Source organism: Micromonospora sp. LOL_015 (assembly GCF_048060275.1).
In the GTDB taxonomy this organism is placed as follows: domain Bacteria; phylum Actinomycetota; class Actinomycetes; order Mycobacteriales; family Micromonosporaceae; genus Micromonospora_E.
The window spans coordinates 53,161-79,348 of the sequence record NZ_JBHMIO010000009.1; the positions used below are offsets into that span (position 1 = coordinate 53,161).

The following is a 26,188-nucleotide window of genomic DNA, read 5'->3' on the forward strand; positions in this document are numbered from 1 at the left end:
CTTCTCCTGGTAGCCGTGAAGCCCGAGGCTTTGTGAATGCCATGTAAACTAGCCGCGCACCGGCCACCAATCAAGCGCTCGCTTGGAGATTGTTACCCGAGCTCGACCTGGGACGACCAGCCCGACCCCGACACCGTCGCACCAAGCGCTTGATTGACCCTGCTATGCTGACGCCCGCCCGTTGCACCGCAGACCCGAAAGAGGCACCGTGGCAGAGTCGCTGGATCGACGACAGCAGATCATCGCCTGCGCGGCGGCCTTCTTCGCCAGTCGCGGCGTGGCCGCCACCACGGTCCGGCAGATCGCCGACGAGGTAGGCATTCTGTCCGGCAGCCTGTACCACCACTTCGACTCGAAGGAAGCAATCGTCGAGGCGATCCTCGGCCCTTACCTGGAGGATCTGCGCCACCGGTACGCCGAGGTACTGGCCGGAGAGAACGACCCGGCGACCCGGCTGCGCGAGCTGGTCCGCGCCTCGCTGGACACCGCCGCGGCGCACCCGCACGCCACCGAGATCTACCAGAACGACGTCAACTACCTGCGTGGCCTGGCCCGGTTCCACTACCTCAAGGACGTCGCCCGCGAAGTGCAGAGCGCCTGGCTCGGGGTGATCGAAGCAGGTGTCAGCAGCGGAGCGTTCCGCCCCGACATCGATACCCGGGTGTTCTACCGCTTCATCCGCGACGCGGTATGGCTGTCGGTCCGGTGGTTCCACCCGAGCCCCGACAATCCCACCAGCCGGCTCGCCGACCAGTGCACCGCGATCTTCCTCGACGGTCTGGCCGCACGCCAGACCGATGTCGCCGCGCCGGCCCCGGCGCCCCCACCAGCCGCGGTTGACGCGGTCGGTGGGGCGGCGCCGGTAACCGGCCGGTAACCGGTTGGCTGCTCACCCGGCGGCCAGCGAGCGCCCGCTCAGGTACCCGTACGTCATCCCGGCGGCGAGCGTCGCGCCGGCACCCGGATAGCCCGGTCCGAACGGGCTGGCCGCCACGTTCCCGCAGGCGTACAGCCCGCCCATCAGCCCACCGTCGACGTCCCGCACCTGGCCGTGCTCGTCGCAGAGCGGGCCGCCCTTGGTACCCAGACAGCCCAGGTGCAGCCGTACCGCATAATAGGGACCGTCACCGAGCGGACGCAGATTGCGGTGCGGGGTCACCGTCGGATCGCCCCGGTACCGGTCGTACACGGTCGCGCCCCGACCGAACTGCGGATCCCGGCCCTGCGCGGCGTGCCGATTGAACTCGGCGACCTGCTCGGCCAACCCGTCCGGATCGATGCCGACCGCGCCGGCCAGCTCCGCCAAGGTAGGTGCCGTCGCCATCCAACCCGGGGTCGGCGCGTCCGGGGTCGCCGTGGCGACCGAGTACGACGACCGGAACCGGTCGTCGAACACCAGCCAGCAGGGCAGGTTGGCGTACTCGTAGCGGATCGGGTCGAAGGTGGCCATCGCCTTGCCGAGGTCGTTGTAGTTCATCGCCTCGTTAGAGAACCGCCGGCCGTGCCGGTTGACGATGATCCCGCCGGGCAGCGCCCGCAGACCCGATGTGGGCCGGAACAGCGGCGCGCCGTCGTAGGTGTCGCCGGCCGCGTACACCATCGGTCCCCACCATGCCTCGTTCATGTTGCCGAGCGCGGCACCGACCTCCATCACCATCCGCAACCCGTCGCCGGCGTTCGCCGGTGGGCTGGCCGGTGCGTCCATCGGTACGCCGAGGAACTGCCCGACCATCGCCGGGTCCCACTCGAACCCGCCGGAGGCGAGCACCACACCCCGCTGCGCGACGATCTCCACCTCGCCGTCGCCGGTGGCCACGGTGATCCCGTCGACCCGTCCGCCGGCGCGCCGCAGCCGAACCGCCCGGGTGTCGGTGTGCACCGTGGCACCGAGCCGCAGGCAGCCGTACAGCAGCTCACCGACCAGTGCGGCGCCCATGCCGACCACGCCCTTCGCGGTGCGTTCGGCGATCAGCGCCCAGTCCCACCGGTCCAGGGTGTCCATCCCCCACTGGTCCAGTTCGAGCTTGGTCACCGGCACCGTCGAATGCGTCGGCCGCAGCTTGCCGCGCAGCTCACCGAGGACGGTCGCGTCGAACAGGTCGCTCTGCAGGGTGCGCCCGCCCGGATGCGCCCCGGGCAACTCCGGCTGGTAGTCCGGGTGCTCCAGGTTCGGAGTGAAGCGCAGCCCGGTGCGCGCCACCACCAGGTCCAGCATCGGGTTGACCTGGTCGACGAAGGCCTCGATGACCCGATCCGGGACCCGGTCCAGGGCGAGCCGTCGCAGGTAGGTCAGCGCGTCGTCGCGGCTGTCCGGCACGCCCGCCTCGGCCAGCCAGCGGTTCGCCGGCGCCCAGATGGAGCCGCCGGAAACCACGGTCGTGCCGCCGATCACCGGCGCCTTCTCCAGGATGGTGACCTGCAGGCCGGCCGCAGCGGCGGTCAACGCGGCGGTCAACCCGGCGGCGCCGGTGCCGACCACCACCACATCGGTACGGCGTGGCAACTCGTGCATGGCTCGTCTGCTCCCCTCGTCAGGCGCTGGCCCGCCGGGCTTCGAGTGCCTGGCGGATGTTGCGCAGGAAGTCCTCGGCGGTCGGCTCCACCATCGGCCCCATCAACAGCTCGACCATCGGGGCCATCGGCCCGCCCGGGGTGAGCTGCAGATGGAAACGCAGCCGGGACCGGCCGGTCCGCGGCGATGTCGGCGGACCCGGCTCCTGGTCGACCGCAGCGGCCTCGGTAGCAGCGGCCGGCTGACCGTCCGCTGCCGCCGGACCGGCCGGTGGGTGGGTCGCCCGGCGGCGGTTCAACCAGCGCAGCAGCCGGCCGGCCACGGCGAACCTGATCCGGCGCAGCAGTCCGGGACGGGTCTGCTCGTCACCGGGCTCGGGACGTCGCTGCCGTCCCGAGGCCGGGGAACCGTCGGCCGGGGAACCGTCAGCCGGCCCGGCCGCAGTGGCGTCGCCCGGCACCGACGGCACGTCGATCGGCTCGATGTCGAAGCTGCCCTGCCCGGTGATCCGTTCGGTCAGCCCGGTGATGGTGAACTCCGCCCGCCGGCCCGGCTCCCAGACGGTGATGTCGGCCTGCAGGTCCACCTCGCGGGCAAGGACCCCGACGTCACCGCGCAGCGTCCAGATCGACCGCCGGTCGTCGACCAGGTCCAGCTTCTGGAAACCGACCAGGAAGTGCGCCCAGTTCGGGATCACCTCGACGAACGACCACACCTCGTCGACGCCGACGTCGATGTCCAGGGTGTAGCTCGCCTCAATCATGGTCGGGCCGGCCCGGCAGGATGGAGATCGGCTGCTGCCGCATGCTCCAGGTGAACTCGATGTCGATCGCGCCGGCCGGACACTCCACTCGGCAGACGTCGCAGTAGCTGCACTCGTCCGGGTAGCGGACCATCTCCGCCACGCCCCGGTCGATGTGCAGGATGTCGCCCGGACAGACGTCCTGGCAGATCCCGCAGAGCGTACAGAGGTTCTCGTTGATCCGTGGTGCCATGCCTATCCCACCTTTCCGGCGAGCCGTGCTCCCCGCTCACCGACCAGTTCCACGACCGACCGGTTCTCCAGTTGCGCCGCACGCCAGGACGGGGTCGGCACGGTGTGCTCCAGCACCGGCTGCTCGCCGTCGTGTCCGGCCAGAATCGACACGCCGAGCCACCGCTGGTCGTCGGCGCTGGGCCGGTCGGTGCGGTAGTGGCCCATCAGGAAGCTGAACCGGCTCTCGTCGCGCTCCAGCGCGACAGCGGTCATCATCTCGTCGAACAGCCGCAGGTCGAACGCCTCGTGGGCACGCATCAGCTCGTGGCCGTTGCCGGCGTGGACCTCGCCGGCCGCCGCCGCGTACCCGCGCAGGTACTCGGCGGCCTGCCGCAGCCCGATCTCGTTGCGGTCCATCCCGACGTACTTGGTCATCAGGTCCTGCAGCTGGTGCTCGTACTCACGCCAGCCGATCCCGTTGGTCCGATTCAGCGGTGCCAGGGTCCGCCGACGTTCGGCGGCCGCCGCCGAGGCGTCCAGCACCGGCGCGGCGGCGGACCGGGCGAACTCGGCGGCGGTCCGGCCGATGACGTACCCGCTGGCCAGCGAGCCGGCCAGGGCGTACGCCGGGGTGGCCAGGTCACCGGCGGCGAACAGGCCGGGGACCCGGGTCTGCCCGTCCGCGCCGACCACCACGCCCTTGGGCGACCCGGTGGCCGACCAGGCGCCGTTGAACAGCTCGAACTCGACCGGGTGCCGGGACAGGTCGATGCCGGACTGCTCCAGGAACTCCAGGAACAGCGGCGCATCGTAGGAGATGTAGTCGCTGATCGCGGCGATCTCGGCGGGCGGCAGATGGGTGCAGTCGATGTACACCGGGCCACGGCCGGCGAGCACCTCACCGGCCGCCTTGCCGACGATGCCGAACCCGAACCGCCGCTCCCCCTCGACGTCCGGCAGGTCGGCGATGAGCTGACCATTGCCGTTGACCAGCCGGCCACCGGCCTCCAGCAGGTTGCCCATCGCGCCGGTGGCGAAGCCGCGCGGGAAGAGGAAGGTCCCGAGGAACTCGATGTTGGCGGCCACCGCGCCGGCCCGGGCGGCGAGCGCGAACCCGGTGGTGGCGTGGTAGGGCCGGTGGTAGGTGTGGAACGCGTCGCGCCGGGGCGAGTTGAAGATGACCCGTTCGGCGTTGCCGGTGGCGACGATCACCGCGCCGGCGCGGAAGGTCAGGAACTCGCAGGACCGGATGTCGAAGCCGGTCGCGCCGACCGCGCGGCCGGTGTCGTCGAGCTGCACGCTGGTGGCGTGCACCCCACCGATGATCCGGACCCGGTCGGTGGCCGCCGCCCGCTCGGCCAGCCGGGGCTTGATGTCGGCGCCGTCGAACTTGAGCACGATCGGACCGGGCGTCCACATCCGGCCGACCCGCTCGTAGTCGCCGTCGGCGTTGCGTAGCGGCACGCCGGACTCCTCCAGGAACCGGCAGACGGCCGGCAGCGGTTCGATGCCCAGCGGCCGGGCCACCTCCATGTCGACCAGCCCTAGGGCAATGTCGCAGTACCACTCGGCGAAGACCTCCGGGGTGTCCCAGGGCTCGCCCAGATCCAGGTAGGTGGTGAGAAAGGCCAGTCCCCGGCCGGCGTCGCCGGAGCGGCGTACCGACCTGGTCTTGTCGACCAGGACCACCGAGGCGCCCGCCTCCGCGGCCCGCACGGCCGCCACGCAGCCGGCGATTCCCCCACCGATGACGAGTACGTCGGACTCGATCACGTTGCCGTCCACCGGTGCCTCCCTCCTATCGTCGGTGACTCGCCGTAACCGGCGGCCACCAGAAATCGATCATGTCATCGCGCCTGGTCAGCGGGGTCCGACGAGCGGACCGGGTCATATCCACGGCGGCGGTGGCGCGACCACGGCCCCGGCCGGGTGGACCGTCAAACGGTCCGCCGGCACTCGCCCGATCAGCCAGCCGAGCAGCTGCCAACCGGCTCCGGACAGCTCCACCGGCCGGACCGGTGCGGTATCACCGGACCCGGCCGCACCGCGGGTCGCCACGCTCCCCGTACCGCTGGTCGCCACGGTTCCCGGACCGGTCCGCCAGACCCGCGACCGGTCGGTCGCCCGCAGTTCGACCGTCGAACCGGCGTCACGGCTGGTAAAGGTGGCGGTCACCTCGTCCAGCAGCGCGTCGGTGAGCGGACCGGGCAGATCGGCCAGGGTGCCGCCGAGGTCGAGGTCGGCCTGGTGCACCCAGACCTCCCGGACCCGCAGCCAGAGCACCTGGTCGGCGGGGACCTCGCGGCCCTGACCGGTACGGACGGTGGCCGACCAGGCGTCGTCGGGCATGGCCCGGACGGCGTCGGCGAGCCGACCCGCCGCACCGGCCAGGTCGGCGCGCAGCTCGTCGGCGCCGCGCCCGGCGCCGGCGTCGATGTCCGCGCCGCGCTGGGCGGCGCTGGCGTACATCGGGGTCGGCACCCCGGTCCGCGCCCAGGTCAACAGGTTCACCAGGGCGTCGGCGTTGCGGGCCAGGTGGGTGACCAGGTGGGCGCGGGTCCAGCCGGGCAGCCGGCTCGGCGCCGCCGCGTCGGCGTCGGTGAGCTGGTCGACCAGTTCCCGGCACCGCTGTTCCCCGGCGGTCAGCCAGCCCATGGTGGCGTCGGACCCCGCGCCGGTCACGGTTGCTCCGCGCAGCAGGTGTTGCGGCACTCGCCGACCCCACCGATCCGGGTGACCAGCACGTCACCGTCGGCCAGGTACCGGGGTGGTTTACGGGCGTGACCCACGCCGCCGGGTGTCCCGGTGGCGACCACGTCGCCGGGCCGCAGGGTGCAGATGGTGGACAGGTACGCCACCAGTGCGGGCGGGTCGAAGACCAGCTCGGTGCTGTCGGAGCTCTGCACCACCTCGCCGTTGACCAGGCATTCGACGCTGAGCCCGGCGTCGAGGTCGAGGTCGTCCGGGGTGACCAGACAGGGTCCGAGCGGGGTGGTCGCCTCGAACGTCTTGCCGGCCAACCACTGCGGGGTGCGGTACTGCCAGTCCCGGGCGGTGACGTCGTTGAGCACGGTGTAGCCGGCGATCGCGGCGGCGGCCTGCCCGGGGTCGGCGTGCCGGACCGTGGTGCCGACGACGACCGCGAGTTCGGCCTCCCAGTCCATCGCGGTCGAGGCGGCCGGCAGTACGACCGGGTCGGTGGCCCCGATCAGCGCCGGTGGGTACTTGGCGAAGATCGTCGGATGTTCCGGGAGCTGCCGGCCCATCTCCAGGATGTGCCGGCGGTAGTTCAGCCCGACGCAGATGATCTTCTCCGGTCGGCTGACCAGCGGAGCGTGGTCGAGTCCGTCGACCGGGTGCCGGGTGCCGTCGGCGGCGGCGGCGCGCTGCGCCCAACCGGGGTCAGTGAGCAGTTCACCGAGGTCGACGGCGCCGACCTCGACCGCCGCGTCGGCGTCGACCCGGACCGCGGCGGTCCGGTCGCCGGTACGGATGGTGGCCAGTCTCATGCCAACTCACCCACCTGGTGCCGGGCCAGGTGCAGGGCCTGGTAGCTGGGTGCGTCGCTGAACCGGAACAGGTCGGCGCCGTGCGGTGACCGCAGGCTCACCGGGCACCACGACGGTACGGCGAACAGGTCCCCGGTGCCGACCTGGTGTTCCCGGCCGTCGAGCAGCACAATGGCCTGGCCGCTGAACACCTGCCACACCGACGAGCCGACCTCCCGGCGGGTCGCGGTAGATGCACCGGCGGCCAGCCGGTGCATCTCCAGGCGCAGCGTCGCCAGGGCGTCGCGGCCGGTGGTGGGGTTGACGAACCGTACCGCCGCGTGGCCGGGCTCGACCAGCGCCGGGTGCCCTTCGTCGGCGAGCTCCAGCTGCGCGGTGAGCGCGGCGTCGGTGTGCGTCCAGCGGTACGCCGGCAGCGGCGAGTGGACGGTGTCCGCGTCGGCCGACAGCGGGCGCAGCCCGGGGTGGGCCCAGAGCCGTTCTCCCCGTGAGGAGGCCGGGGTCGACGTGTCGGTGAGCTGGTCCGGGCCGAACTCGAAGAACCCGGCGTCGAGTTGGGCGTTCAGCGGAATGTCCAGTCCGTCCAGCCAGACCATCGCGGTGTCGGCGGTGTTGTGGTGTTCGTGCCAGGCCCAGCCCGGGGTCAGCAGCAGGTCACCCCGGCGCATCGCGACCGGGTCGCCGTCGACGACCGTCCAGACGCCTTCCCCGTCGAGCACGAAGCGGAACGCGTTCTGGCTGTGCCGGTGGGCCGGGGCGACCTCGCGGGGCCCGAGGTACTGCACCGCTGCCCAGAGGGTGGCGGTGGCGAACGGGTCGCCGGGCAGGCCGGGGTTGGCCAGGGCGATGGCCCGTCGTTCGCCGCCGCGCCCGACCGGGACGAGGTCACCGGCGCGGGCGGCGAGCGGCAGCAGCCGGTCCCACGGCCAGACGTGGGGCACCGCCCGGGGCGTCGGGGCGACCGGCATCAGACCGTCCCGCACGGTCCACAGCGGTTTGAGTCCAGCGGCGTCGAAGTCGGTGTAGAGCTGCTGCAGAGCGCGGTCCTGCACCGTGCCGGCAGCGGCCTCGGAGTCCAGGTCAACCATGTCGCCAGGTTAGGAACCTTCTTTACGACGGAATGATCACGTGGTCATAATTCTCTGGTGCAGAACGCCGTGCCGTACCCCATCGAGTCCGTCGACAACGCCCTGCGCCTGATCCTGCTGCTGCGGGAGCGGTCCCGGCTCGGGGTGGCCGAGGCCGCCCGCCACCTCGGGGTGGCGCCGTCCACCGCGCACCGGCTGCTCGGCATGTTGAAGCACCACGGCTTCGCCGTCCAGGACGGCCGCAGGGCGTACCTGCCCGGCCCGGTCTTCGCCGACCTGGGGCTGCTCGCCGGCCGGTCCGGCCCGGACCTGCGGACCGTGGTGCGGCCGCATCTGGAGCGGCTCAGCGGTGAGCTGCAGGAGACGGTGCACCTGGCGGTCCTGCAGGGCACCGCGGTCCGGTTCCTCGACGGAGTGGAGGCCACCCACGGTCTGCGCGTCGGTTCCCGGGCCGGGATGTCGATGCCGGCACACTGCACCTCCGGCGGCAAGGTGCTGCTCGCCCAGCTCAGTCCGGCGGAGCTGGAGGTGCTCTATCCCCGAGGGCTGCCGGCGGTGTACGGCCCTGCGGTCGAGGATCTAGCCACCCTGCGTCGCCAATTGGCCACCGCACGTCGCCTCGGCTACGCGGTCAACCGCGAGGAGAGCGAGCGGGGCATCACCGGGATCGGGGTCTGCCTGCGCGACTCGACGGGCCGGGTGCGCGGCGCGTTGGCGGCCGGGATGCCCACCGCGCGCTGCCCGAACACCCGGATTCCCGAGGTCGCGGCGGCGCTGCGGACCGCCGCCGGGCTGATCGCCGACGAGCTGGGCGGGCACTGACCCCGGCACCGGGCTGCAACATCGGCGCAACATGCCGTTGACGAAGCAAGCGCTTTGTTGGTAGCTTCCTCGCCTACTCTCGCCGGCGCCGTGCCGCACCGCTGGTAGAGCAACTGCCGCCTACTGAAGGTGGGACCGAAAAGTGAGATCCCTACACCGCACACTCGCGCCGATGCTGGCGTTGTCCCTGCTGCCGCTCGCCGCTTGCAGCACCAGTTCCGACACCGACTCCGACACCACCGACGACAACGGCACCGCCGCGCCCGGCTGCCCGCCGGCGACGTCCACCACGGTGGCCCACGACCCGACCGCGGTTCTGAAGTACGGCAGCGTGCCGGCCAGCTCCCTGGACCCGATCCGGATGGTCGAGGCCAACGAGATCACCGTGCTACAGACGATCTTCGACCCGCTGGTCAAGCTCGACGCCAACGACCAGCCCATCCCTGGACTGGCCACCGAGTGGAGCGTCGTCGAGGACAACGTCATGGAGTTCAAGCTCCGCGACGGCGTCGTCTTCTCCGACGGCACCCCGTTCGACGCCGAGGCGGTGCGCTTCAACATCGACCGGGCGATGAACGACGAGGAGTCGAACATCAAGGGCGACCTGGCCAACGTCCAGGCCGTCGAAGTGGTCGACGACCTCACCGTGCGGTTCGATCTGGATCCGCCGAACCCGGCCGCCTTCCCGATCGTGCTGTCCGACCGGCCCGGGCTGATGGCCTCGCCCACCGCCGTACAGGCCGCCGGCTCCTCTACGGCGTTCAGCGACGCCCCGGTCGGCGCCGGGCCGTACGCCGTCGAAGGCCCCTGGTACGCCCGGGAGAAAGTCAGTGTCCGGGCCTGGGACGGCTACTGGAACGCGCAGGAGCGGCTGCTCGGCGGGATCGACTTCATCGAGACCTCCACCGACGCCAGCCTCGGCGCGCTGCAGGCCGGTGACCTGGACGTGCAGTACATCGAGGACGACAAGGTCGCCGCGGCCTGCGCCGACGACCGGCTGCGGGTGATGTCCTCGTCGACCAACGAGGTCCGCGCGTTGCTGATCAACCAGGCGATGGAGCCGTTCGACGATGTGCGGGTCCGGCAGGCCCTGCGGTACGCCCTGAACCGCGAGGCGATCACCGAGGCGCTGACCGACGGCCGGTCCGAGGCGGCCACCCAGTGGTTCCCGGAGGGTTCGGTGCCGTACTCGCCCGAGTTGGCCGATGCCTATCCGTACGACCCGGACCGGGCCCGGGAGTTGCTGGCCGAGGCCGGCTATCCGGACGGGGTGACCTTCACCGCCGAGATCGGTGGCACCTTCACCGCGTACGTCCGGATGGGTGAGCTGGTGCAGGCACAGCTGGAACAGGCCGGGTTCACCATGGACCTGCAGCTGATCGACCCGGCGCAGATGCTGGCCCGGCTGTACGGCACCGCCGACTCGCCGCCGCAGATCGCCGCCGCGCCGCTGGCCATGGCACCGGCCCGGTCACCGTCCAGCCGGTTCCGGGAACGGTTCTTCGAGGACGGCCGGTACAACCCGTCCGGCGAGACCATCCCCGGTCTGCGGGACCTGGTCGTCCAGGCGGACGCCGCAGTCGACCCCGACGAGCGGGCCGACCTGCTGCGCCAGGCGGCCACCCTGGTCTCCGAGGAGGCCGCCGCCGGGGTGCCGTTGTTCTTCGTCGCCGGGCACACCGCGATGGGTGCCCACGTCGGCGGGGTGCAGCGCGGCTCCACCCGGTCGAACATGATTTTCGACGGGTTGTACATCACCGAGGGCCGGGTGCCGGTCGGCTGACCACCCGGACCGCCCCGCGGGCGGACGTACCAGCGGCGCCGTGGGATCCGTCGGACCGATCCCACGGCGCCGTGGTGTGCCGGGTGCCGCCGGCCGGCCAGCAGGAACCACCCCGCCCGGCGGTGTGCGGATGTGGGTGGATCGAGAGACGGTGGTCGGTCAGGCCAGCGCGCCGCCGTCGGCGTGCAGCACGCTGCCGGCGACGAACGACGTGTCCAGCGAGGCCAGAAGCGCAATGGTACGGGCGATCTCAGCCGGTTCGGCCCGACGGCCGGGCGGCAGCGCCCGGGGCAGAGCACGTTGATCCGTACGCCGACCGGGCCCGTACTCGGCGGCCGCCGAGCGCATCAGTGCGGGCATCGCGGCCTGGGCGAGCAGGAACGGCGCCCGCAGGTTGGCGTCGAGCACCCGGTCCCAGTCGGCGACGGTGGCCGCCGCTGCGGGCTCGGCCCAGGTCGGCGAGGAGCGACCCGGGGCTCAGCCGTGCGGCACCGCCCGCAGCACGGCGAACGCCTGCGCGGTCGCGGTCCGGCCGGTGTCCAACTAGTGCCACTGGGTGAAGAAGCCGTGCACCACACCGGGATGGCTGGCCAGGGTCACCGCGACCCCGGCGGCGCGCGGCCGGGCCGTGTACGCCTCGTTCTCTCGCTGCGCAGCGGGCGGTGCGCGGCGGCGGTGGCGGCGGTCCAGGCGGTCGCGGCGTAGGCGTCCTCGGCGGCGGCCGGGAAGCCGTGTTCGGGGGCGAGCCGGTAGTCGACCGACACCACCGCCGGCTGCGGCCGCTCGGTCGGTGCCGGGTGGTAGACCCGTACCCGACGACCAGCACGTCGTACCGGTCCGCCGGACCGGCGGGGTCGTCGACCATGGTGTCCGTCGTCATCCCGGTCGACGCTAGCCGACAAAGCGTTCTGTTCGTCAACGCGACCCACCGCGATCGCATACGAGTGGGCGGACAGCCGGCACCACCCGCGCACCGCCGAGACGTTGACGACCAAGCGCTCGTTAGGTAGGTTGCCCGGACAGTCAGATGCTGGTCAGCCAGCGTTCCGGCGGCCAAAGGATCACCCACGAATGGTCACCCTCGTCCTCCGGCGCCTCCTGTCGGCGATCCCGCTCCTGCTGATCGTCTCACTGGGCGCGTTCTCCCTGGTCGCCTTGCTCCCCGGCGACCAGGCGATGGCGATCGCCGGGGAACACGCCACCCCGGAGCAGCTCGCCGCACTGCGCCAGCAGCTACGCCTCGACGACCCCTTCCTGGTCCGCTACGCGCACTGGCTCGGCGGCATCCTGCAGGGCGACCTGGGTGACTCGCTGGTCACCGGCCGGGCGATCAGCGACGAGATCCTGCGCCGCGCGCCGCTGACCGCAAGCATCGCCCTGGGCACCCTCGTCGTCGTGCTGCTGATCGGCGTACCGACCGGCATCCTGCAGGGCGTCTACGCCGGCCGTGCCGTCGACCGGATCGGCCTGCTCGGCAGCGCCGCCGGCCTGGCCGTGCCGAACTTCTGGCTGGCGACCATGCTGATCACCATCTTCGCGGTGCAGCTGCGCTGGCTGCCGGCCACCGGCTACACCCCGCTCAGTGAGGGTGTACTGCCCTGGGCACAGCACCTGATCATGCCGTCGATCACCCTCGGCGTGTTCACCGCCGCCGAAATGGCCCGCCAACTGCGCACCGGCTTCCTCCACGCGTACTCCCAGCCCTACATCCGGACCGCCTGGTCCAAGGGGTTGCCGGCGCGCACGGTCATCGGCAAGCACGCGCTGAAGAACGCGGCGGCTCCGGCGATCACCGTGCTCGGCATCCGCCTCGGGCACCTGCTGTCCGGCGCGGTGATCGTCGAGTCCATCTTCGGCATGCCGGGGCTCGGCAAGTTCGCCATCGACGCCATCCTCAACCGGGACTTCACCGTCGTACAGGCCGTCGTCCTGGTCTCCGCGGTGGTCGTGCTCACCGCGAACCTGCTCGTCGACATCGCCTACGGCCTCCTCAACCCGAAGGTGCGGATCTCGTGAGCCGACCAGTGAGCACCGACGACACCGCGTCCACCGCCAACCCCGCCGAGCCCGGCACCGGGCCGGAACCGGGCGGGCTCGACCGCCGCGACCGCGGCGACACTCTCGTCGCCCGGATCCGCAGCCAGCCGATGACCGTGGTCGCCCTCGGCTACCTGGTGCTGCTCAGCCTGTTGGCGGTCGCCGCGCCGCTGGTCAGCCCGTACGATCCGTACGCCACCGACTTCCGGGCGATCCTCGACCCGCCGTCGGCCGTGCACTGGCTCGGCACCGACGACCTCGGTCGGGACATGCTCAGCCGGCTGCTGTACGCCTCCCGCTCCTCCCTGCTGGCCTGTCTGCAGGCGGTCGGGCTCGGCCTGCTCGGCGGGGTCCTGCTCGGAGTGACCGCCGGCTACTTCGGTGGTTGGGTGGACCGGCTGGTGATGACGCTGATCGACGCCGTGCTCAGCGTGCCCGGCCTGCTGCTGGCGATGTCCATCGTCGGCGTGCTCGGGCCCGGACTGCGCAACGCCATGTTCGCCCTCGCGGTCATCTTCGTGCCGATCTTCGCCCGGTTGAGCCGCATCCAGGCGCTGGCGGTACGCGAGGAGACCTACCTGGAGGCGGCCCGGTCGATCGGAGTGTCCCACCTGCGGTCGGTGCTGCGGCACGTGCTGCCCAACATCGCGGGTCCGCTGGTCGTCCAGGTCTTCATCACGATGGCCGTGGCGATCGTCGCCGAAGGCGCGATGAGCTACCTCGGACTCAGCATCCAGCCGCCGGAGGCGAGCTGGGGCAACCTGCTGCAACGGGCCTTCTCGTCGGTCGCCTCGGCACCCTGGTTGATCTTCATTCCCGGCCTGACCATCACCCTGACGGTCGTCGCCTTCCAGGTGCTCGGCGACGGACTCAGTCAGGCCCTGTCCGGTGGACACCAGCAGAAAGCAGGCAACCGATGACTGCCGCGAGCACCACGACCCGACCGCTGCTGGAGGTCGACGGCCTGACCGTCAGCGTGGGGTCCGGACGGGACACCGTGCACCTGGTCGAACAGGTCGATCTGACCGTCGCCGCTGGCGAGACCCTCGGCCTGGTCGGCGAGAGCGGCTCGGGTAAGAGCATCACCTGTCTCGCCCTGGCCGGGCTGCTGCCGCCCGGCGCCCGGATCACCGGCGGTTCGATCCGCTTCGCCGGCCAGGAACTCACCGGCCGCTCCCCCGCCGAGCTGACCCAGTTCCGCGGCAACCGGGTCGGCATGGTCTTCCAAGAGGCGTTGAGCAGCCTGAACCCGGCGTTCACCGTCGGCAACCAGATCGTCGAGAGCCTGCTGCGACACACCAGAATGAACCGCCGGCAGGCCCGGGCCCGCGCGGTGGAGCTGCTCGACCTGGTCCGGATCCCGGACCCGCAGCAGCGGGTGGCCAGCTATCCGCACGAGCTGTCCGGCGGGATGGCCCAACGGGCGCTGATCGCGACGGCCATCGCCGGCGAACCGGAGCTGCTGATCGCCGACGAACCGACGACCGCCCTGGACGTGACGGTCCAGCTGCAGATCCTGCAGCTGCTCGGCGATCTGCGTGACGCACTGGGGATGTCGTTGCTGCTGGTGTCGCACGATCTCGGCGTCATCGCCACGATGGCGCACCGGCTCAGCGTCATGTACGCCGGTCAGGTCGTCGAGTCGGGTCCGGTCCGCGACGTCTTCGCCGCGCCACGGCATCCGTACACCTCGGCGCTGATCTCGTCCAGCGCGGAGGTCGCCGCGAAGGCCACCCGGCTGCCGGTCATCCCCGGCCAGGTGCCGCGCCCGGGCCACTTCCCCGCCGCCGGCTGCCGGTTCGCCAACCGGTGCGCCCACGCCCGGCCACAGTGGACCCGTTTCGACCCGCCGTGGACGGTGCTGGACGGCGGCGACCGGGGTACCCGGTGCGGCCGGCACGCCGAGCTGGAGCTGCCCGGCACCGGCCCGACACGCGCCCCCGGTTCCACGAACCCGGCGGGCGAGGACGTGGCCGCGACCGAGGCAACCGTCGAGGATGCCGACACCGGTGGTCCGACCGACGGCGGGGACCGGGACGGGGCCGTGCTTCGGCTGCGCGGCCTCGGCAAACAGTTTCCGGTCCGGCGCGGGGTGCTCGGCCTGCGCCGGGTGGTGGTACACGCGGTCGACGGCGTCGACCTGACGGTGGCCCGTGGCCGGACCCTCGGCCTGGTCGGCGAGAGCGGCTCCGGCAAGTCGACCGTCGGCCGGCTCGCCCTGCGGCTGATCGAACCCAGCAGCGGGGAGGTCTCCTTCCTCGGTCGGGACCTCGCCGCGATGCGCCGGGGCGAGCTGCGGTCACACCGACGCGGCATGCAGATGGTGTTTCAGGACCCCTACGCCTCGCTGGACCCGTCGATGACGGTCGGGCAGAGCATCGCCGAACCGCTGGTGGTGCACTCCCGGCTCACCCCGGCCGAGCGCCGCCGCCGGATCGGCCAGCTGCTGGAACGGGTCGGCCTGGACCCGGCACTGGCCCGCCGGTCGCCGCGGGCGCTCTCCGGCGGCCAACGACAGCGGATCTCGTTCGCCCGCGCGCTGGCGCTCGAACCCCAGCTGATCATCTGTGACGAGCCGGTGAGCGCGCTGGACGTCTCCACCCGGTCGCAGATCGTCAACCTGGTACAGGACATCCAGGACGCCGAGGGCATCGCCTTCCTGTTCATCGCCCACGACCTCGCGCTGGTCCACCACGTCAGCCACGAGCTGGCGGTGATGTACCTGGGGCGGGTGGTGGAGAGCGGTCCCGCCAGTCGGGTGTACGCCAGCCCTGCCCACCCGTACACCCGGGCGCTGCTGGCCTCGATGCTGACCCCGGCCAGTCACGGGCTCGCCGACCGGAGCACCCCGGCCGGGGAGATTCCCAGCCCGATCGACCCGCCGTCGGGTTGCCGGTTCCGCACCCGCTGCCCGCACGCGATGCCGGTGTGCGCAGCGGAGACCCCACAGCCGGTGCCGGTCGTCGGCGGCGGCTGGTCCGCCTGTCACCGCACCGAGTGATCCGGCTGCCGGTTCCGGACCGCCGTGCAGCCCGCCCATGGTCGCACCGGCCGGCCCGGCTGATGATCCACCCGGCGGCACCGCCCGGCAGGTCCAGCCCGACCTGCCAGGCCGCACCGGGCGCGGGCCGCAGCCGTCGAGCCCGGGCCGGCTGACGCAGTGTGCCGCCGGCGACGGTGAACTCGTCGGCGAGCCCGCGCAGGAAGGTCCAGACGCCGAAGGTGGCGTACCGCCGGCCGGGCTCGGTGCGGCGCACCGGGGCGAACAGCCGCGCCCGGTGCGCGGCGTCGCCGTCGGTGACCAGCCGGCCAGGCCGGCGCCGACCACCAGCACGTCAGCTGACGGTTCGGGGCCATCGCCGGTCGGCGGCGGACAGTGCATATCCGAACCGGGCTCCTTCCAGCACGGCGTGCGTCAGCCGACGTGGCGCCAACGCGTCGCCGACCACCTGACATTCGAGGTCCGCCGGCAGCGCGGCGCGCAGCCCGTCGTTCGCGGTACGACCGTGCGCGACAATCACCGCACCGGCGTCGAGGATCGACCGGTGCCCGGTGAACAACTGCTCCACCTCGACGGCCCCGCCGGACCACCGGTGCACCCGGGTCATCGGGGCGAACCCCACCGCCCGGCCGTACAACCGACGCAGCACCGCCGGTCTGGTCCGCTGATCCAGATCGGGTCCGATGTCGACACATTCGGTGCACACCCGGACCGGCCAGCCCTCCCCGGCCAGCAGGTCGGCGGCGAGCAGCGGCTCGAGATGCCGCTCGGCACCGCCGACCACCAGCACCGGTGTGCCCGGCGGCGGTCGACGACCGACCAACAGATCCATCGTGGTCAGTACCGGTTGGTCGGTAGGGAAGCCGGCCGGGCCCGACCGGCCGCCGGTGGCCAGCACCACCAGGTCCGCGTCGAGCAGGTCGGGGTGGTCGGCGGTGGCGGTGGTGCCGGTACGCAGGACCACCCGCCCGCCGGCGGGAGACGGCCGGTCCAGCAGCGGGGCCAGCCGCCGCTCGAGCCGGTGCAGCAGCGGTGCCCAGTCGGCGAGCAGTGGCGTACCGACCAGGTGACGCAGTGCCCCGCCGACCATGTCGGCGGCTTCGATCAGGGTCACCTCGGCTCCGGCCGCCGCGGCACCGACCGCCACCTCCACCCCGGCCGGCCCGGCACCGACGACGGCGATCCGTCGGCGGGCAGGACGGTGTCGGACGAGAGCCGGACCGGCCGGTGCTTCGGCGGGCAGCGGGTCGAACTCGGCTTCCCGGCCGGCAGCCGGATTCGCCGGGCAGGAAAACGGCACCCGTACGCACTCGTTGCAGGCGACGCAGCGGACGATGCCGGCGTCGTCCCCACTGACCGCGCGCCGGGGGAAGGTGGGGTCCGCGATCAGCGCCCGGGCCAGTCCCACCAGGTCGGCCGCGCGGTCGGCGACCAGGCCACGGGCGATCGCCGGGTCGGTGATCCGGCCGGAGACCAGGACCGGCACGTCGACCACGGCGCGGACCTGCCGGGCGGTCGGCGCCGCCGGCGCCGGTGTCACCAGCCAGGATCCGGTGTACGCGGTGGCCGGCCGGCCGTCGCGCAGGCCGTCGTGGTTGCCGAGCGACAGGTTGACGTAGTCGACGAGATCGGCGATCCCGGTGGCGATTGTGGTCACCCCGGCGGCGTCGATCCCGCCCGGCACCTCCTCGCCGGCGGTGAGTCGGACACCGAGCAGCGACCGGTCCCCCAGCTCGGCGCGCACCGCGCGCAGGATCCGGCGGATCAGCCGCAGCCGGCCGGCTGGGGAACCGCCGTACCGGTCGGTGCGCCGGTTGTAGTGCGGGGACAGGAACCGGTTCAGCAGGTACCCGTGGCCGGCGTGCAGTTCGACGCCGTCGAACCCGGCAGCGACGATCGCCGTGGCGGTGGCGAGGTAGCCGGTCACCAGGTCGTCGATCTCGGCCACGGTGAGCGCGTGCGGGACGACTCCGGTGTCGTCGCCCCGTACCTGCGACGGGGCAAGGGCCGGTTGGAAGTTGTCCCAGCCGCGCTCCGCGCCCGGGTGGTGGATCTGGCCGACGGCGAGCGCCCCGCTGCGGTGCGCCGCGTCCGCCAGCCCGACCAGGTGCTCGTGCGCCGCCGCGAGCAGCACCTGGCGGTGCCGGGGGTCGCGGACGTGGAACGAGACCGCGTCGGGGTCGACGTAGCCGTCCGGGTCACCGGGGCATGCCTCCAGCGGGTAGACCGGGTTGGCGTACACCCCCTGGCCGGCCGGCAGCACGATCATCGCCACCCCGCCGGCGGCGCGCTCGGCGACGTAGCGCCGAAGCCGCCGGGGTGGCAGCCGGCCGAGGTGCGGGGTCATCACCATCCGGTTGCGCAGCCGGTGCCGGCCGACGGTCAGCGGTGTGGCCAGCGGGTCACCGCCCGGCCGGCCGGTCACGCCGGCAGCAGCGTCTGCAGCGCGACTCCCAGCCCGCCGTCGACGGCGATCACCTGGCCGGTGACGTAGCGGGCGGCGTCGCCGAGCAGGAAGACCACGACCGGGGCGATGTCCGTTGCGGAGCCGGTGCGACCGAGTGGTACGGCGGCACCGCGGCGCAGCGCGGCCTGCGGGTCGCGGCTGCTGGCCGAGAAGTTGGTGCCGCTGACGATGCCCGGTGCGACCGCGTTCGCCCGGATGCCGTCCGGACCCCATTCCAGCGCCATCTGCCGGGTCAGGGCGATCACCGCTGCCTTGGCGGCGTTGTAGGCGCCGGCGCCGGGTGCGACGTGGATGCCGCACAGCGACGAGATGTTGACGATCGCGCCGCCCGACGTCATCGCGGGCAGGGCGGCCTGGCTGCAGTAGAGCGCGCTGGCGCAGTCGATCCGCATGATCGCGTCCCAGTCGTCCGGGCTGACCGACCGCAGTGCTCCGCCGCGTACCACGCCGACGTTGTTGACCAGGCCGGTGAGCCGGCCGAGCCGGTCGACGGCGGCGGCCACGACGGCCGCGGCGGACCGTGGGTCTGCCACGTCCCCGGCGACGGGGTAGGCGGTGCCGCCGGCGGCGACGACCGTGTCGGCGGTGGTCTGGGCGGCGGCCGGGTCGAGATCGTTGACGGCGACCGCCGCGCCGGCCGCCGCGATCTGCCGGGCGGTCTCCGCCCCGATCCCCGATCCGGCACCGGTGACCAGCACCGCTCCGTCCGCCTGTGTTGTCATCCCGACCTCTTTTCTCCGCCGCCCGACGGTCCGCCGGACAAGCTCATTCGTCGATCGCCAGCAGTACGTTCTTGACCCGACTGAACTCCAGCAGGCCGGCGAGCCCGCCGACCTTGCCGTAGCCGCTCTGTTTCACCCCGCCGAACGGCGCGAACGGCCCGGCGGGCGCGCCGGCCCCGTTGACCCCGACGTTGCCGACGACCAGCGCCGAGGCGACCCGCATCGCCCGGTCGACGTCGCGGGTGTGCACGTAGCCGGCGAGCCCGTATCGGCTGGTGTTGGCCGCCTCGACCGCCTCGGCTTCGCCGGCGAACCGGCAGACCGACAGCACCGGGCCGAAGATCTCCTCGGTGGCGAGTTCGCTGTGCGGGTCGACGTCGGAGAAGACGGTCGGGGCGACGTAGTAGCCGTCGGCCAGCTCACCGCCGAGCCGGTGCCCGCCGAGCACCAGGTCACCGGTGTTGTTCTCCCGGGCCCGGTCGATAATCCCGACGACCCGCTCGCAGGCGGCCGCGTCGATCAGCGGCCCCATCTGGGCGGCCGGGTCGAACGGGTCGCCGACGGTGACCGCCCGCAGGCCGTCCAGCAGCCGGCCGAGCACCTCGTCGTACACGTCGTCATGAACGAACATCCGGGTCGGGATGGTGCAGCCCTGGCCGCTGTTGGCGGTGATCAGCAGCGCGAATCGGCAGGCCCGGTCGAGATCGGCGTCCGGGAAGACCAGCGACGCGCTCTTGCCGCCGAGCTCCAGCAGCAAGGGCTTGAGCGTCGGGGCGGCCGCCGCCTGGATCCGGCTAGCCGTCGCCGGACCGCCGACGAATCCGATCTTGTCGACCTCGGGGTGGCGGACCAGGGCGTCGCCGACCGCCGGGCCGCCGGGCAGGACGTTGACCACCCCGGGCGGCAGTCCGGCCTCGGCGCAGAGTCGACCGAACCGCAACGCCGCGAACGGGGCCTGCTCCGGCGGTTTGACGATGACCGTGCATCCGGCGGCCAGTGCCGGGGCGACGGTGGTCTGGATGTTGGCCAGCGGATGGTTCCAGGTGAGGATCACGCCGACCACGCCGACCGGTTCCAGCAGGGTCAGGTCCAACGCTCCGGGCATCCGCAGCGCGTCGCCGGCGGCCTTGTCCAGCCAGCCTGCGTAGTAGTCGAAGAAGGTCTGACCGGTGGTGTAGCGGCCGTACGACAGGGCCGCCGGAGTGCCGACCTCGAGCGCGTTGATCGCGGCGAGGTCGGCGGCGTTGGCCCGGATCAGGTCGCCGAGGCGGGACAGTACCTGGCGACGCCGGTCGGTGGGCCAGCTGCGCCAGCCGGGGGCGGCGGCCCGGGCGGCGGCGACCGCCTCGTCGACCTCGACGGTCCCGGCCAGGGCGAAGCTCTGCTGAACGCGGCCGGTGCCCGGGTCGACGTGGTCGCGTCGACCGCCGGTGCCGGTATCGCGCCACCGTCCGTCGATCAGAATGCCGGGGCGTAGCAGGCCGGCCGGGTCCGCCGGTCGGTTGATCACCGTCATCGACGGCCGCCGGGGGCCGGGATCGGTGTCGGGTCGACTGACAGCATCACGATCACCTCACAAGCGCTTGCTTGGTGGCCGACATTACCGCATCCCGCACCGTCGCGAAACCCGTGGTCAGGCCACCGGCCGGTACGCCGTCACGCCGTCCGCCCGGTGCGACACCACCCGACCCTGCTCGACCAGCAGGTCCAGATGCAGCGCCGTCTCGTTGACCGCCAGCATCCGGTGGTACGGCGGCAGATCGTCGAGCTTGCGGCGACGTCGCGTCCAGGGCAGGGTCCGCGCCACCTGATACGCGGTCCGCGCTCCGGCACCGACCGCGGCCGCCATTTCGGCCAACCGGTCCCGGTGATGGGCCAGCAGTTCGTCCACCCGTCGATGGACGCTGTCGCCCACCGGCCCGTGCGCCGGCAGCAGCAGCGCGTCCGGCAACGCACGTACCGCCCGCAGCGACTCCAGGTACCGGCCCAATGGGCGGTGCGCCGCCACCGCCTCGAAGCCGACCGACGGGGTGATGCCCGGCAACACGTGGTCACCGGCGAAGAGCAGCCCGGCCTGCGGGTCACGGAAGACGTAGTGCCCGGCGGTATGGCCCGGAGTCGGCAACGCCCGCAACCGGCGGCCGGACAACGCCACCTCGCGCTCACCGGACAGCCACTCGTCCGGCGGTTGCCAGTCGAGTTCCGGCTGCTCCGCGTCGGCGGTCAGCCGCTGCACCTGGTCGGCGAGGTCGGCGGCACCGGCGGCGCGCAGCTGGGCCAGTGGGGCGGCGTACGGCTCGTCGGTGCCGGCCGCCATGAACTCCAGGCTGGGCCGCTCGCCCACCCCGAGCACAATCGGCACCCCGGTTTCCTGCCGGATCGCAACCGCCTGCGAATAGTGGTCCTGGTGGATGTGGGTGACCAGGAAACGGCGGATCGCGGCGAGGTCGTGCCCACGGTCACCGAGCGCCGCCTCGAGGGCCTTGCGGGCGGCCGGCACCGCCCAACCGGCGTCGACGAGCACCAGCCCGGCGGCGTCCTCGATCGCGTAGACGTTGACCGCCCGCAGCGCGTCGTCGGGCATCGGCAGCGGAATCCGGTACACCCCGTCCGCGACCGGGTGCGCCCCGGGCGTCATCCAGTCCGACACCGCCGCCATCGGGCACCCCCTCGTGCTGGCCAACCGGCCACCGACCATACCGGTCGCTTGCTTGGTTGCCGGTGGTCCCGCTCACCCGTCAACGGTGATCGTCCACACATGGCGCGGGTACGGCGGGTCAGTAGCCGCGCCACGCCGCCCGGCTGTAGGTGAGCACCCGGGGGTCCAGCAGCGTCGACGCTTCGACCGGCACCGGACCCCGGTCCGGTGGAAAGACCTGCGCCGCCCGCAGCACCTCGGGCGCCAGGAAGCGCAGCGCGGGCGCCTCCGCCGGCACCTGCGGCGTCGGCACCGGGCCGGCTCCCTCGCCGTCGGCGACCGCGAGCAGGAAACCCCAGTCGCCGAACGACGGAACATCGACGTGGTACGGCCGGGTCGTCCAGCCCGACTGCCGCACCGACGCCTCGATGCACCAGAAGGCACGTGGCGCGAAGTACGGGGACCCGGCCTGCACCACCATCCTGCCCTGCGGACCGAGGGCCTGCCGCAGGAGCGAGTAGAACTCCACCGAGTAGAGCTTCGCCGTCGCGGTCTGGTCCGGGTCCGGCAGATCGACGACGACCGCGTCGAAAACGCCTGGTGCTCCGCGCAGCCAGGCGAACGCGTCGGCGTGCACCAGGCGTACCCGCGGATCGTCGAAGGCCGCATTGTTGAGCGCCCGAATGTCCGGCTCGGCCCGGGCCAACGCGACCACCGCCGGGTCCAGCTCGACAACCGTCACCGAGGTGACGTCCGGGTAGCGCAGCACCTCGCGCAGCGCCAACCCGTCCCCCCCGCCGAGCAGCAGCACCCGGTCCCGCCGACCGGCCAGCGCCGGATGGACCAACGCCTCGTGATAGCGGTACTCGTCCACCGAGCTGAACTGCAGATCGCCGTCGAGGTACAGCCGCAGGTCGAAGCCATCGACGACCGGCGACACCGCCCGGGTAAGGACAATCTCCTGGTATCGGCTGCGTTCGGCGTGCACCACCGGATCCCGGTAGAGCTGCTGCCGCGCGGTCACCTCGAAGTCCGCCGCCACCAGGTAGGCACCGGCCAGCGTCGCCATCACCACCGTGGCGGCGAGCGCGACCCCGGCCCGGCCCCGCCGGCCGAGATCGCCCCGGAAAACCGTGCCGACCAGCAGAATTCCGGCCAGCGCGTTCACCGCGCCGACCAGCAACGCCCCCCGCAGTTGGCCGAAGAACGGGATCAGCAGGAACGGAAAGGCCAGGCCGCCGAGCAGGGCACCGACGTAGTCGGCCGCGAACAGGTCGGCGACCGCGCTGCCGGCCGCCTGCGCCCGGATCCGCTGCAGCAGCACCATCAGCAGCGGAATCTCCGCCCCGATCAGCAGCCCCAGCACGAACGCGGTCGTCACCAGCGCGGGCGCATAGAGGTCCAGCCAGGCGAAGGCGGCGTACAGGCCCAGTACCGACAACCCGCCGAGCAGCGCCAGGGTGAGCTCGACCGCAGCGAAGGCCACCACCGCGCGGTGCTGCAGCGGCTTGGCTGCCAACGCGCCGACGCCCATCGCGAAGACCATCACGCCCAGCACGATCGACGCCTGGCCGACGGTGTCACCGATCAGGTAGCTACCCAGGGCGACCAGCGCCAACTCGTACACCAGGCCGCAGGCCGCACAGACGAAGACCGCAGCCAACACCGCCGGCCGGGCCAGCCGGGCGTACCGGCGGCCGGTGCCGGCACCGTCGTCAACCGGTGCCGGCACCACGACCGCCGACATCAACCGACCACCGACGACAGCTGATCGCCGACATCAGCTGATCGCCGCCGCCACGATGGCGCCGGTGGCAAGGTGAATGGTCGCGCTGACCCAGACCGCCGGGTGCGGCTCCCGATCCACCAGGGTGTCCCCGAGGCGGCCCGGGGTGACCGCGTCCAGCAGCACGAACGACACCGCCATCACCAGCAGGCCGAGCAGCCCGTACCCGGCGGTGCCGACCAGGCCGGTGACGAAACTGTTCTCCCCGGCGGCGATCGCCGCCACGACGATGGTGCCCACCGCGAACAGGTTCGAGGCGAGCAGCACGGTCGCGTTGCGGTTGCGCTGCGCCCAGATGAGCTCGTGCAGCTTGCCCGGGGTGACCAGGTCGACCAGCAGGTAGCCGAGCGCCATCAGGACCAGACCCACCCCGGCGTACGCCAGGGTGAGCAGCAGATCGACGAACAAATCGCGGAACATGTGCCAACTCCAGGTGGTGGGATGGGGTGGTTACTTGCCGGTGCCGGGACCGCCGCCCCGGATCGTGCTGCCGCGTTGCCACTTCCACGAGTTGCCGACGACGGAACGGTACCGGGGGTACGCGGTCGTCATGCGTTCCAGCAGGATCAGCGAGCCGGCGGCGATCGGCAGGATGACCACCGAGTCGTCGCCGTAGCGCAGGTAGTAGCGGTCACCGACGGTGTACTCGTCGGCCGGGCTGAACGCCCGGGTGAGCTGCTGCGCCACCTGGCGCGGTGGCAGATCGGAGCGGTACCCCTCGGCGTCGGAGCCGATGTCGTCGACCACCGAGCGGGCATAGCTGCGCTCGACGTAGCCGCGGGCGGAGAAAGTGCCGACGGCCAGCCCGCAGCACGACACGATCACGCCCACCAGAGCGAGGACCACGCCACCGACAATCCACTTGCGGGAAGTCACCGTACTGTCACCACCGTCTCGGTCTCGACCAACTCGGCTGTCTGCGGGTACGCATGCCAGGTGCGCCAACTGATCCGCGCACCATCGATCCGGGTGTGCAGCGCGGTGAGGGCGTCCGGGCTGCCCGGGAAGACGCCGACCAGGGCGTGCGGATCACCGGTCAGCTGCCGGCGGAGGCGGTCGGCCCGCCCGGCGAACTCGCCGGCCGACAGCCGAAGCGCTCGCGCGGAGAACCGGTAGCCGTCATCCGCGTCCACCACCGCCGGCAGATCAGGCGGGTGACCGGGCAGGCAGGCGAGCGTCTCGACCAGGTCATGGCCGGCGGTACGCAGCACGACCTGATGCGAGGCCCCGAGCAATCGCAGGCGCAGCAGCCCTGCCGGCTGCGAAGCGGACGGCCGCGAACCGGAGCGGGCGCCGCCGCCAGCGCCCGGCAGGGGCAGCTCGAGCACGTGCAGGGCGGGTCGCTCGGCCAGATCGAGCGCAAAGCTGAGCTCCGCCGCGCTGGTGTCGACGTACGGTGCGTCCAGGGCGACCAGCATGTCAGACCTTCCCGACGGTCGGTGCCTGACCAGCGGACGGGTAGATCATCACCTCGGCGCGGTGCAGCACCTCGCCGAAGCCGACCTCCCAGCGGCCCGAGTCACCGAAGCCTTCGAAGGACAGCCGGGCGTTGTCCGGGGCGGTGTAGTCGAAGTAGCGCACGTAGCCGCTGGGGATCAGCCCGGTCGCCCCGGTGCTGGTGAACCGGGCCTGGCCGGACTCGTCGAGCCGGTATCGGCGCCCAGCGACGTCCACCACCGCCGGGCCGGGCTGCAGGTGTTGCAGGTCAGGACCGGCCGCCCGCCACAGCACCAGTTCCAGGTCGGGATCGGACTCGACGGAGAGCCACAGCTTGTCGCCCCGCGCGTCGTCGAGGAAGTGCTCGCTCCAGGTCCAGCTGCCCTCGGCGAAGTGCAGGCTGCCGCGGACCGCGTACGACTGTGCCCGGATCTCCACGATGTCACCGGGGCCGACGCGACGCGGATCGCCACGCAACGCGTCGGTGTCACCGGTGTGGAACGGGTCGACCGGTCCCCCACCGGACCTCTTCCGAGAGCCACCGGCTCGGGTCCGGGTCTGCCACACGGCGATCGCCGCCATCACCACACCAGCCGTCGCGATCAGGCATCCCAGCCCGGTGACCAGGTAAGCAATGGTCCCGTTCATCATCGCCGCGTCCTCCGTACATCGCACCGGCCGACGACCGTAACAAGTGCGCGCACGTCACTCGCAGCTAGCGCGACTAAGTGACGGGTCAGCGACCGAACGCAGCGACTCTCACCGCAGATGTGTGTCGAACCAGCCGGCGGCGTCGGCGGCGACTCGGTCCAGCGCACCCGGCTCGGCGAACAGGTGACCGGCGCCCGGCACCACTCGCAGTTCGTGCGGTGCCCGCAGGTCGGCCGCAGCCGCCGCGTTGAGCTCGGCGACCTGCGGATCAAGCTCCCCAACCAGCAGCAGGGTCGGTGCCCGTACCTCGGCCAGGTCATTGCCGGCCAGTTCGGGCCGGCCGCCCCGCGACACCACGGCACCGACCCGTTCCGGCCGGGAGGCGGCGGTACTCAGCGCCGCCGCCGCGCCGGTACTGGCGCCGCACAGTCCCACCGGCAGGCCGTCGAGTTCCGGCTGCTCGACGGCCCAGTCCACCACCGCGGTCAACCGCCGGCTGAGCAGGGCGATGTCGAAGCGCAGGTGGGCGGTGGCCGCGTCGATCTGCTCCTCCTCCTTGGTCAGCAGATCGGCCAGGACGGTCGCGAGGCCGGTCGCGTGCAGCCGGCCGGCCACCGTCCGGTTGCGTGGACTGAGCCGGGAGCTGCCGCTGCCGTGGGCGAACAGCACCACCGCCCGGGTACGGGCGGGCACCACCACGTCCGCGTCGAGCGCGACGTCAACGGCGGGGACGCGGGTCGCAGTGTCCTGAGCCACCGG

General features: G+C 72.3%; 24 protein-coding genes and 1 pseudogene. 6 read left to right on the plus strand and 19 right to left on the minus strand.

Features of this window, described 5'->3' with window-relative positions; translation table 11 throughout:
- Window positions 1–208: 208 nt before the first annotated feature.
- Entirely contained in the window at window positions 209–877 is a 669-nt protein-coding gene (locus ACFHWU_RS10965; RefSeq protein ID WP_416553320.1) for a TetR/AcrR family transcriptional regulator, read from the plus strand.
- A 12-nt stretch (window positions 878–889) separates the two neighbouring features.
- On the opposite strand, the gene ACFHWU_RS10970 is transcribed toward ACFHWU_RS10965, so the two are convergent.
- The 7 genes from ACFHWU_RS10970 to ACFHWU_RS11000 all read right to left on the minus strand — a co-directional run bounded on the left by ACFHWU_RS10970 (window position 890) and on the right by ACFHWU_RS11000 (window position 8,085).
- Complete coding sequence (locus ACFHWU_RS10970) at window positions 890–2,512, minus strand: FAD-dependent oxidoreductase (protein ID WP_416553322.1); 1,623 nt, start codon at window positions 2,510–2,512, stop codon at window positions 890–892.
- A gap of 19 nt (window positions 2,513–2,531) precedes the next feature.
- Window positions 2,532–3,275 (minus strand): hypothetical protein, encoded by a 744-nt coding sequence (locus ACFHWU_RS10975; RefSeq protein ID WP_416553324.1) that lies wholly within the window; start codon window positions 3,273–3,275, stop codon window positions 2,532–2,534.
- Window positions 3,268–3,507, minus strand: a complete 240-nt coding sequence (locus ACFHWU_RS10980) for a 4Fe-4S dicluster domain-containing protein (protein WP_123602230.1) — start codon at window positions 3,505–3,507, stop codon at window positions 3,268–3,270. The genes ACFHWU_RS10975 and ACFHWU_RS10980 overlap by 8 nt, the downstream gene beginning before the upstream one ends.
- Before the next feature lie 2 nt (window positions 3,508–3,509).
- Window positions 3,510–5,273 (minus strand): FAD-dependent oxidoreductase, encoded by a 1,764-nt coding sequence (locus tag ACFHWU_RS10985; RefSeq protein WP_416590457.1) that lies wholly within the window; start codon window positions 5,271–5,273, stop codon window positions 3,510–3,512.
- A gap of 102 nt (window positions 5,274–5,375) precedes the next feature.
- The gene (locus ACFHWU_RS10990) at window positions 5,376–6,170 is read right to left on the minus strand and encodes a maleylpyruvate isomerase N-terminal domain-containing protein (protein ID WP_416553328.1); all 795 of its coding nucleotides are present in this window, start codon (window positions 6,168–6,170) and stop codon (window positions 5,376–5,378) included.
- Window positions 6,167–6,997, minus strand: a complete 831-nt coding sequence (locus ACFHWU_RS10995) for a fumarylacetoacetate hydrolase family protein (RefSeq protein ID WP_416590459.1) — start codon at window positions 6,995–6,997, stop codon at window positions 6,167–6,169. Before ACFHWU_RS10995 ends, ACFHWU_RS10990 begins: the two co-directional genes overlap by 4 nt.
- Entirely contained in the window at window positions 6,994–8,085 is a 1,092-nt protein-coding gene (locus tag ACFHWU_RS11000; RefSeq protein ID WP_416553332.1) for a cupin domain-containing protein, read from the minus strand. Before ACFHWU_RS11000 ends, ACFHWU_RS10995 begins: the two co-directional genes overlap by 4 nt.
- Before the next feature lie 57 nt (window positions 8,086–8,142).
- On the opposite strand from ACFHWU_RS11000, the gene ACFHWU_RS11005 reads away from it, so the two are divergent.
- Both ACFHWU_RS11005 and ACFHWU_RS11010 read left to right on the plus strand, forming a co-directional pair.
- Window positions 8,143–8,907, plus strand: a complete 765-nt coding sequence (locus ACFHWU_RS11005; RefSeq protein ID WP_416553334.1) for an IclR family transcriptional regulator — start codon at window positions 8,143–8,145, stop codon at window positions 8,905–8,907.
- Between the two features lie 172 nt (window positions 8,908–9,079).
- Window positions 9,080–10,690 (plus strand): ABC transporter substrate-binding protein, encoded by a 1,611-nt coding sequence (locus ACFHWU_RS11010; RefSeq protein ID WP_416590461.1) that lies wholly within the window; start codon window positions 9,080–9,082, stop codon window positions 10,688–10,690.
- Window positions 10,691–10,849: 159 nt separating this feature from the next.
- Here ACFHWU_RS11010 and ACFHWU_RS11015 read toward each other — a convergent pair whose 3' ends face one another.
- The gene (locus ACFHWU_RS11015) at window positions 10,850–11,098 is read right to left on the minus strand and encodes an SDR family oxidoreductase (RefSeq protein ID WP_416590463.1); all 249 of its coding nucleotides are present in this window, start codon (window positions 11,096–11,098) and stop codon (window positions 10,850–10,852) included.
- 257 nt (window positions 11,099–11,355) lie between these two features.
- Window positions 11,356–11,457, minus strand: a pseudogene (locus tag ACFHWU_RS11020) (alpha/beta hydrolase fold domain-containing protein); the annotation flags it as partial.
- A gap of 304 nt (window positions 11,458–11,761) precedes the next feature.
- Here ACFHWU_RS11020 and ACFHWU_RS11025 point away from each other — a divergent pair.
- The 3 genes from ACFHWU_RS11025 to ACFHWU_RS11035 are packed head-to-tail and all read left to right on the plus strand — an operon-like array spanning window position 11,762 to window position 15,728.
- Window positions 11,762–12,706: an ABC transporter permease gene (locus ACFHWU_RS11025; protein WP_416590465.1), complete on the plus strand. Its 945-nt coding sequence runs from the start codon at window positions 11,762–11,764 to the stop codon at window positions 12,704–12,706.
- Window positions 12,703–13,647, plus strand: coding sequence for an ABC transporter permease (locus ACFHWU_RS11030; RefSeq protein WP_416590467.1), 945 nt, complete (start codon window positions 12,703–12,705; stop codon window positions 13,645–13,647). Before ACFHWU_RS11025 ends, ACFHWU_RS11030 begins: the two co-directional genes overlap by 4 nt.
- Window positions 13,644–15,728 carry a dipeptide ABC transporter ATP-binding protein gene (locus tag ACFHWU_RS11035; protein ID WP_416590469.1) on the plus strand — a complete coding sequence of 695 codons (2,085 nt, stop codon included), beginning with the start codon at window positions 13,644–13,646 and terminating at the stop codon, window positions 15,726–15,728. The genes ACFHWU_RS11030 and ACFHWU_RS11035 overlap by 4 nt, the downstream gene beginning before the upstream one ends.
- A gap of 334 nt (window positions 15,729–16,062) precedes the next feature.
- On the opposite strand, the gene ACFHWU_RS11040 is transcribed toward ACFHWU_RS11035, so the two are convergent.
- From ACFHWU_RS11040 to ACFHWU_RS11085, 10 genes are all read right to left on the minus strand, one after another.
- Window positions 16,063–18,153 carry an FAD-dependent oxidoreductase gene (locus tag ACFHWU_RS11040; RefSeq protein WP_416590471.1) on the minus strand — a complete coding sequence of 697 codons (2,091 nt, stop codon included), beginning with the start codon at window positions 18,151–18,153 and terminating at the stop codon, window positions 16,063–16,065.
- The gene (locus ACFHWU_RS11045; RefSeq protein ID WP_416553348.1) at window positions 18,150–18,917 is read right to left on the minus strand and encodes an SDR family NAD(P)-dependent oxidoreductase; all 768 of its coding nucleotides are present in this window, start codon (window positions 18,915–18,917) and stop codon (window positions 18,150–18,152) included. The genes ACFHWU_RS11040 and ACFHWU_RS11045 overlap by 4 nt, the downstream gene beginning before the upstream one ends.
- A gap of 43 nt (window positions 18,918–18,960) precedes the next feature.
- A complete protein-coding gene (locus ACFHWU_RS11050; protein ID WP_416553350.1) occupies window positions 18,961–20,433 on the minus strand; it encodes an aldehyde dehydrogenase family protein in 1,473 nt (490 codons plus the stop codon).
- A gap of 117 nt (window positions 20,434–20,550) precedes the next feature.
- Window positions 20,551–21,576, minus strand: coding sequence for an MBL fold metallo-hydrolase (locus ACFHWU_RS11055; protein WP_416553352.1), 1,026 nt, complete (start codon window positions 21,574–21,576; stop codon window positions 20,551–20,553).
- 118 nt (window positions 21,577–21,694) lie between these two features.
- On the minus strand, window positions 21,695–23,302 hold the full coding sequence (locus ACFHWU_RS11060; RefSeq protein ID WP_416553354.1) for a polyamine aminopropyltransferase: 1,608 nt from the start codon (window positions 23,300–23,302) through the stop codon (window positions 21,695–21,697).
- Window positions 23,303–23,335: 33 nt separating this feature from the next.
- The gene (locus tag ACFHWU_RS11065) at window positions 23,336–23,761 is read right to left on the minus strand and encodes a DUF350 domain-containing protein (RefSeq protein ID WP_416553356.1); all 426 of its coding nucleotides are present in this window, start codon (window positions 23,759–23,761) and stop codon (window positions 23,336–23,338) included.
- Between the two features lie 30 nt (window positions 23,762–23,791).
- On the minus strand, window positions 23,792–24,217 hold the full coding sequence (locus tag ACFHWU_RS11070; RefSeq protein ID WP_416553358.1) for a DUF4247 domain-containing protein: 426 nt from the start codon (window positions 24,215–24,217) through the stop codon (window positions 23,792–23,794).
- A complete protein-coding gene (locus tag ACFHWU_RS11075) occupies window positions 24,214–24,759 on the minus strand; it encodes a DUF2617 family protein (protein ID WP_416553360.1) in 546 nt (181 codons plus the stop codon). The genes ACFHWU_RS11070 and ACFHWU_RS11075 overlap by 4 nt, the downstream gene beginning before the upstream one ends.
- Window position 24,760: 1 nt before the next feature.
- Complete coding sequence (locus tag ACFHWU_RS11080) at window positions 24,761–25,426, minus strand: DUF4178 domain-containing protein (protein WP_416553455.1); 666 nt, start codon at window positions 25,424–25,426, stop codon at window positions 24,761–24,763.
- Between the two features lie 111 nt (window positions 25,427–25,537).
- Complete coding sequence (locus ACFHWU_RS11085) at window positions 25,538–26,185, minus strand: dienelactone hydrolase family protein (protein WP_416590474.1); 648 nt, start codon at window positions 26,183–26,185, stop codon at window positions 25,538–25,540.
- Window positions 26,186–26,188 lie beyond the last annotated feature (3 nt).